Origin of the sequence: Microbacterium testaceum, assembly GCF_003075375.1 — a bacterium.
GTDB lineage: Bacteria > Actinomycetota > Actinomycetes > Actinomycetales > Microbacteriaceae > Microbacterium > Microbacterium testaceum_E.
The window spans coordinates 1-6,737 of the sequence record NZ_QDFT01000078.1; the positions used below are offsets into that span (position 1 = coordinate 1).

A 6,737-nucleotide genomic window follows, 5' to 3' on the forward strand; every position below is an offset into this window, starting at 1 on the left:
GCCCACACCCTCGMMCGGGGCACTCGGCGCCGCGATCGCCCCGGGCGAGGGTGTGGGCCGAGTGCGCGAGCGTGCCGACGCCCATGAGCAGGACGACGGTGTGGTCGCGTCCCCCGCCGAGGTCGGCGATCTGGTCGTGCGCGGTGGCGACGGTGAAGCTCGTCGCCACGCCGCGGTGGGTGAGGGGGATGCCCGCGAGCGCCGGGACGGCGACGGCGCTGGTGACCCCGGGGACGACGCGGACGTCGATCCCCGCCTCGTGGCAGGCGAACAGTTCCTCGCCGCCGCGGCCGAACACGTACGGGTCGCCGCCCTTCAGGCGCACCACCGTGCGACCGGCCGTCGCCTCGCGTACGAGAAGGGCGTTGATCGCGTCCTGCGGTACGGCGTGGTGGCCGGGCCGCTTGCCCACGTCGATCACCTCGGCATCCAGCTGCACGCCGTCGGCGGCGAGACCGTCGAGCACGCCGCGCGCGCCCAGGCGGTCGGCGACGATGACGTCGGCGGATTCGAGCGCCCGGAGCCCCCGGAGGGTCAGCAGTCCCGCGTCGCCGGGGCCGGCGCCGACCAGCCAGACGGTGCCGGTTGCGGCACGCGCCCGCCCGGTCACTTCGCACCGCCCGAGAGCAGCAGGCCGCGACCGCGCAGCATCCGACGTTCGATGGGGCCGAAGAAGGCGAGCTCGATGAGGATGCCGATGCCCAGGATGACGATGATCGTGGCGAGGACCCCGGCGAGGTCGGCGAGGTCGCGCGTCTGCTGCAGCATCGTGCCGAGGCCGAAGCCGATCGTGCCGCCCGAGGTGATGATCTCGGCCGCCATCAGCGAGCGCCACGAGAACGCCCACCCCTGCTTGAGGCCGGCGAAATAGCCGGGCAGCGCGGCCGGCAGGATCACCGAGGTCGCGAGCTGCCAGCGCGAGGCGCCGAGCACGGTTCCCACCCGGCGCAGCTGGGGCGCAACCTGATCGACGCCGGCGATGAGGCCGTTGACGATCGAGGGGATCGCGCCCATCAGGATGACGAAGTAGGCCGTGGCATCCGTGAGTCCGAACCAGATGATCGCCGCGGGCACCCACGCCACCGACGGCAGCACCTGCAGTCCCGAGACGATGGGGCCGACCGCGCGACGGATCGGACGCACCTCGGCCAGCAGCAGACCGATGGGCGTCCCGATCACGATGGCGATGAGGAAGCCCAGGATGCCGCGCTCCAGGCTCGTCAGAACGGCTTCCTGCAGGCGCCCGGTGTCCCAGGCGTAGCCGAGCGCGCCGACGACGTCCGCGGGGCTCGGCGCCTTGTCGGGTCGCGGATCGGCGATCCAGATGTACGCCTGCCACGCCAGGACGGCGAGGACGACGAAGATCACCGGGGGAAGGACGCTGGCCGACCAGCGGCGCCAGCGCGGCGTGGCCGCGTCGGTGGTGGTCTGCAGGCGGTCGAGTCCCGCCTCCAGGCTGCGCAGGTCGTCGGCGCGGGTCGCGGTGTCAGCGGGCATTGCGGCGGATCTCCTTGCGCAGTTCGTCGGTGATCTCGGCGGCGAGGGCGCCCGCGTCGCGTGCGGCGACGTCGCGCGTACGCCACTCGCCCACGACGCGTCCCGGCCGGCTGCCGAGCAGCACGATGCGCTCGCCGAGGCGGACGGCCTCGCGCACGTTGTGGGTGACGAAGACGATGGTGCGACCGGTCGCGCGCCACACGCGCTCGAGCTCCTCGTGCAGCAGGTCGCGGGTGATGGCGTCCAGGGCGGCGAACGGCTCGTCCATCAGCAGCACAGGCCGGTCCTGAGCGAGGGCGCGGGCGAGCGCGACGCGCTGGCGCATGCCGCCCGAGAGCTCGTGCGGGCGCTTGTCGGCGGCATCCGCCAGATTGACGGTGTCGAGCAGGGCCAGGGCCTCGTCGCGACGGTGTGAGCGCGGGACGCCGCGCAGGCGCAGCGCCAGTTCGACGTTGCGGCGCGCGGTGAGCCAGGGCATGAGCGCGGACTCCTGGAACATGACCGCCGAGCCCTCGGCGGGCGTCCGGATCGCGCCGACCGTGGGCCGGTCGAGGCCCGCGATCAGGTTCAGCAGGGTCGACTTGCCGCAGCCCGAAGCGCCGAGCAGGCATACGAACTGACCGGGGGCGATATCGAGGGTGATGTCGTCGAGGACGATCGGGCCCGCACCGAAGCGCTTGGACACGCCCTCGATGCGCACCGCGGGTGCGGTCGCGACGGCGGATGCGGGGACGTCGGTGCGGGCCGTGGTCATGTCACTCCTCGCCGAGTCCGGCGGCCGAGACCCGCGCGTCGCCGAGCTGCTGGTTGAGCAGGCGCAGATCGAACAGGCCCTCGATCGAACCCGGCTTCTGCGTGCCCGCCTGCACGCCGTTGTCGACCAGGGTCGAGAACGTGTCGGCGTGCGGGTCGACCGAGAACGTGACGTGCTCGAGCGCGCGGGTGATAACGGCGTCGGCGAGCGGCTTGCCCGTGTCGGCCGAGATCTGCGCGTTGACGACGGTGGCGACCTGAGCCGGGTTGTCGGAGATCCATTTCACGGATGCCTCGTGTCCGGCGAGCAGTTTCGCCACCGTCTCGGGGTGCTCGTCGAGGAACTCCGTGCGCACCAGCAGCACCGTGGTCGGGAACTGTCCATCGGGCCACTCGTCGGCCTCGTCGACCAGCACCTTCGCGCCGGCGTCGACGACCAGTCGCGACACCCAGGGCTCGGGCAGCCACGCGCCGTCCAGCTGGCCGTCCGTGAACAACTGGAACGTCTGCGCGTTCTCGGTCGGGGTGATCGTGACGTCGCCGCCGCCCGAGGTGTCGGTCGCGAAGCCCTGCTTCTTCAGCCAGCCGCGCAGCGCGACGTCCTGCGTGTTGCCGAGCTGCGGGGTGGCGAGGGTCTTCCCCTTCAGATCGGCCGGGGTGTCGATCCCGTCGCGCACGACCAGCGCCGCGCCGCCCGTGGCGGCTCCGGCGACGATGCGGGCCGACTCGCCACCCGACTGGATGAAGGTGTTGATCGACGGGTTGGGACCGATGTAGGTCGCGTCGATCGCCCCGGCCGTGAGCGCCTCGATCGCGGCCGGGCCGGCGTTGAACACCTCGGTCGACAGTTTCGTGTCGCCCAGCGCGTCCTGCAGCAGGCCCTCTTGCAGCCCGACGAGCGCCGGGGCGTGCGTGACGTTGGCGAAGTAGCCGAGACGCAGTTCCTCAGCGGGGCCCTGGTCGCCGCTGCCGCTCGAGGCGGCGCCGGTGGCGCATCCGGTCATCATGGCCGCGATCAGTCCCAGGGTTGTGATCGCGGTCGCGGTGCGCAGTGTTTTCACGGTTCGCCTCCTTCGTAGGCAGTGAGAGGTGCGCCGGTCGGCGCGGTGGGGGCCCGCCGATGGTCGGCGCGAGGTCGAGCGCGCCGGCTGGCGCGCGGTGGGGCGTGCGCCGGTCAGCGCACGATGCCGGCGGCGAGGGTCGCGCCGTCGGACGGATGGATGACGAGGAACGAGCCCTCGTGGCGGCTGTCGCGGTAGGCCTCCAGCGGCATCTCGGCGGCCAGGCGCAGTCGCGCGCGGCCGATGTCGTTGGTCTCGAGCCGGTCGGCGGCGACGTGGGTGAGCGCGTCGAGGTCGTAGCGGGAGTCGATGGATGCCACGATCGCCTGCACCGTGGCTGTCCCGTGCTTGACGAGCACCCGCGCGCCGGGCGTCAGGGGCCGCACGTCGAGCTGGAACAGTTCGACCTCGGCCTCGCGACGGGCCGGGGGCAGCGTCCCCGCGGAAGCGATCACCGCGCCGCGGGCGGCATCGACGTCGTCGGCGAGCTCGAGCGAGACCGACTGCGGAGCCAGAGCGCTCCGAGCGGGGACCCCCGCGACCCGGATGCCGCGGACCACCGTCCGCAGCCCCGACCCCGACAGCTCGACCTCGTCGCCCACCCGCACGGCACCGCGCGAGATGCGTCCGGCGACCGCGCGGTAGTCGCGCAGCGCCGTGGCGGCCTCGGGATCGGCGGCGAGGTCGGGCGACAGTCCGCCCTGCGGGCGGATGACCGTCTGCACGGGCAGGCGCAGCGGTTCGGTGCCGCGGGCGGTCTCGTCGGCCGATGGCAGCGTCTCGAGCAGCTCGAGCAGGGCCGGCCCGTCGTACCAGGGGGTGCGGGTCGAGCGGTCGACGATGTTGTCGCCCTCGAGCGCCGAGACGGGCAGGACGTGCAGGTCGTCGATCTCGAGCTCGCCGGCGACGGCCCGGGCGTCGGCCGAGACCGCGGCGAAGACGTCGGCCGAGAAATCGACGAGGTCGATCTTGTTCACCGCGATGATCACGTGCGGCACGCGCAGCAGGGCGACCACGGCGAGGTGGCGACGGGTCTGCTCGACCACGCCGGCGCGGGCGTCGACGAGCACCACGACCGCGTCGGCCGTGGTCGAGCCGGTGACCATGTTGCGGGTGTACTGCACGTGCCCGGGGCAGTCGGCCAGGATGAACGACCGCGTGCCCGTGGCGAAGTACCGGTAGGCGACGTCGATGGTGATGCCCTGCTCGCGCTCGGCGCGCAGGCCGTCGGTCAGCAGGGCGAAATCGAACGCGCCGTGGGCGAAACCGCGGTCGGCCGAGGTGCGTGCGACCTGTTCGAGCTGGTCGGCGAGGATGGCCTTGGCATCGTGCAGCAGCCGTCCCACCAGCGTGGACTTGCCGTCGTCGACGGACCCCGCGGTGGCGAAGCGGAACAGCGTGGGCTCGGTCGTGGCGACCGGGGCCTCGAAAGTGTCGAGCGACATCAGAAGTATCCGTCCTTCTTGCGGTCCTCCATGGCCGCCTCGCTGAGGCGGTCGTCCGCGCGGGTGGCCCCGCGCTCGGTGATGGTGGTGCGCGCGACCTCGGCGACGATGGACGCCAGGTCGGCGGCATCCGATTCGACCGCCCCGGTGCAGCTCATGTCGCCGACCGTGCGATAGCGGACCGTGCGCACCTCGACCTGCTCGCCCTCGCGCGGGGGAGAGAACGGACCCACCGGATGCCACATGTCACCGCGGCGGTACACCTCGCGCTCATGCGCGAAGTACAGCGGCGGCAGCGCGATGTCCTCGCGCTCGATGTAGCGCCAGATGTCGAGCTCGGTCCAGTTCGAGATCGGGAAGGCGCGCACGTGCTGACCCGGGGTGTGACGGCCGTTGTACAGGCTCCACAGCTCGGGGCGCTGATTGCGCGGATCCCACTGCCCGAACTCGTCGCGCAGCGAGATGATGCGTTCCTTGGCGCGCGCCTTGTCCTCGTCGCGGCGCGCGCCGCCGAAGACGGCGTCGTGGCGACCGGCGGCGATCGCGTCCAGCAGCGGGAGGGTCTGCAGCGGGTTGCGCGTGCCGTCGGCGCGCTCCTGCAGGCGGCCGTCGTCGATGTAGTCCTGCACGCGGGCCACCTCGAGGCGCAGGCCCAGGCGCGCGACGGTCTCGTCGCGGAAGCGCAGCACCTCGGGGAAGTTGTGCCCCGTGTCCACGTGCAGCACGGGGAACGGCACGCGCCCCGGGGCGAACGCCTTGGTCGCCAGGTGCAGCACGACGACGGAGTCCTTGCCGCCCGAGAACAGCAGCACGGGCCGCTCGAACTCGGCGACGACCTCGCGGATGATGTGGATCGCCTCGGCCTCGAGCAGGTCGAGGGTGGAGAGGGCAGTGGATGCCGTGGACACAGCGCTCATGTGTGCAACCCGCATTCGGTCTTGGACAGGCCCGCCCAGCGGCCGGACCGGGGATCTTCGCCGGGGGCGACCGGCCGGGTGCACGGCTCGCACCCGATGGAGGGGTAGCCGTGCGTGAGGAGGAGGTTGACCGGCACCTTGCGGTCGGTGGCGTAGCCGATGAGGTCGTCGAAGCTCCACGCGGCGACCGGGTTCACCTTGACGAGGCCGTTGCGCTCGTCCCACGCGACCAGGGGAGTGCGCGTGCGGGTGGGTGCCTCGTCGCGGCGGACGCCCGTGAACCACACCTCGTACCCGCCGAGGGCCCCCTGCAGCGGGTCGACCTTGCGACGGGCGCAGCAGAGCGCGGGGTCGCGCTCGTACAGCCGCGCCCCGAACTCGGCATCCTGTTCCGCGACCGTCTGCGCGGGCAGCACGTCGACGACGCGCACGTCGAGGGAGCGGTCCACCTCGTCGCGCGTGAAGCGGGTCTCGCGGAAGTGGTACCCGGTGTCGAGGAAGAGCACGTCGACATCCGGCAGCTGCGCGGACACGAGATGGGGCAGAGCGGCATCCGCCATCGAGCAGGCCACCGCGGCGGCTTCGGGGGCGAAGTGGCGGGCGACCCAGGCGACGACCTCGGCGGGGCTCGCCTCGTCGGCCTCGAGGCTGCGCAGTTCGATGTCGCCCTGCTCGGCCAGAGCCCTGAGCTCGTCGGGCGTTCGACGCGCGGTCGCGCGGGGGGCGAGAGAGACGCTCACTGCAGGGCCTCCTCGTCGGCGCGGTGGGCCCACTGGGCGAAGGTTTCGTCGGCTGCCGCGTCGCGCTCGTCGAGGAACCGCCGCACGACGCGGTCGACGTAGTCCGCGATCCCGTCGGCGGCCACCTTGAGTCCGCGGACGGTGCGGCCGAGGCCGGCTTCGTCGCGGTCCCGGGATGCCAGACCCCCGCCGAGGTGCACCTGGTAACCGGGCACCTGCTCGCCGTCGATCGTGACCAGCTGGCCCTTCAGGCCGATGTCGGCGGTCTGGATGCGCGCGCACGAGTTGGGGCAGCCGTTCACGATSTCATTGCACGTGAACGGC

The 6,737-nt window shown here is 72.5% G+C and carries 7 protein-coding genes and 1 pseudogene; all 8 read right to left on the reverse strand.

Going from position 1 to position 6,737, the window contains the following annotated elements:
* Positions 1–610 (reverse strand): uroporphyrinogen-III C-methyltransferase (gene cobA / locus DC432_RS15610; RefSeq protein ID WP_116538623.1); only part of this gene is annotated, 610 nt, incomplete at its 3' end.
* Positions 607–1,497, reverse strand: coding sequence for an ABC transporter permease (locus DC432_RS15615; RefSeq protein WP_116538624.1), 891 nt, complete (start codon positions 1,495–1,497; stop codon positions 607–609). The genes cobA and DC432_RS15615, both read right to left, overlap by 4 nt.
* The gene (locus tag DC432_RS15620; RefSeq protein WP_116538625.1) at positions 1,487–2,251 is read right to left on the reverse strand and encodes an ABC transporter ATP-binding protein; all 765 of its coding nucleotides are present in this window, start codon (positions 2,249–2,251) and stop codon (positions 1,487–1,489) included. Before DC432_RS15620 ends, DC432_RS15615 begins: the two co-directional genes overlap by 11 nt.
* 1 nt (position 2,252) lies before the next feature.
* Positions 2,253–3,311, reverse strand: a complete 1,059-nt coding sequence (locus tag DC432_RS15625) for an ABC transporter substrate-binding protein (protein WP_431739693.1) — start codon at positions 3,309–3,311, stop codon at positions 2,253–2,255.
* A 113-nt stretch (positions 3,312–3,424) separates the two neighbouring features.
* Positions 3,425–4,756, reverse strand: coding sequence for a sulfate adenylyltransferase subunit 1 (locus DC432_RS15630; protein WP_116538626.1), 1,332 nt, complete (start codon positions 4,754–4,756; stop codon positions 3,425–3,427).
* Positions 4,756–5,673, reverse strand: a complete 918-nt coding sequence (gene cysD / locus DC432_RS15635; protein WP_243393176.1) for a sulfate adenylyltransferase subunit CysD — start codon at positions 5,671–5,673, stop codon at positions 4,756–4,758. The genes DC432_RS15630 and cysD overlap by 1 nt, the downstream gene beginning before the upstream one ends.
* Positions 5,670–6,413: a phosphoadenylyl-sulfate reductase gene (locus DC432_RS15640; RefSeq protein WP_116538628.1), complete on the reverse strand. Its 744-nt coding sequence runs from the start codon at positions 6,411–6,413 to the stop codon at positions 5,670–5,672. Before DC432_RS15640 ends, cysD begins: the two co-directional genes overlap by 4 nt.
* A pseudogene (locus DC432_RS15645) lies at positions 6,410–6,737 on the reverse strand (nitrite/sulfite reductase); the annotation flags it as partial. The gene DC432_RS15640 and the pseudogene DC432_RS15645, both read right to left, overlap by 4 nt.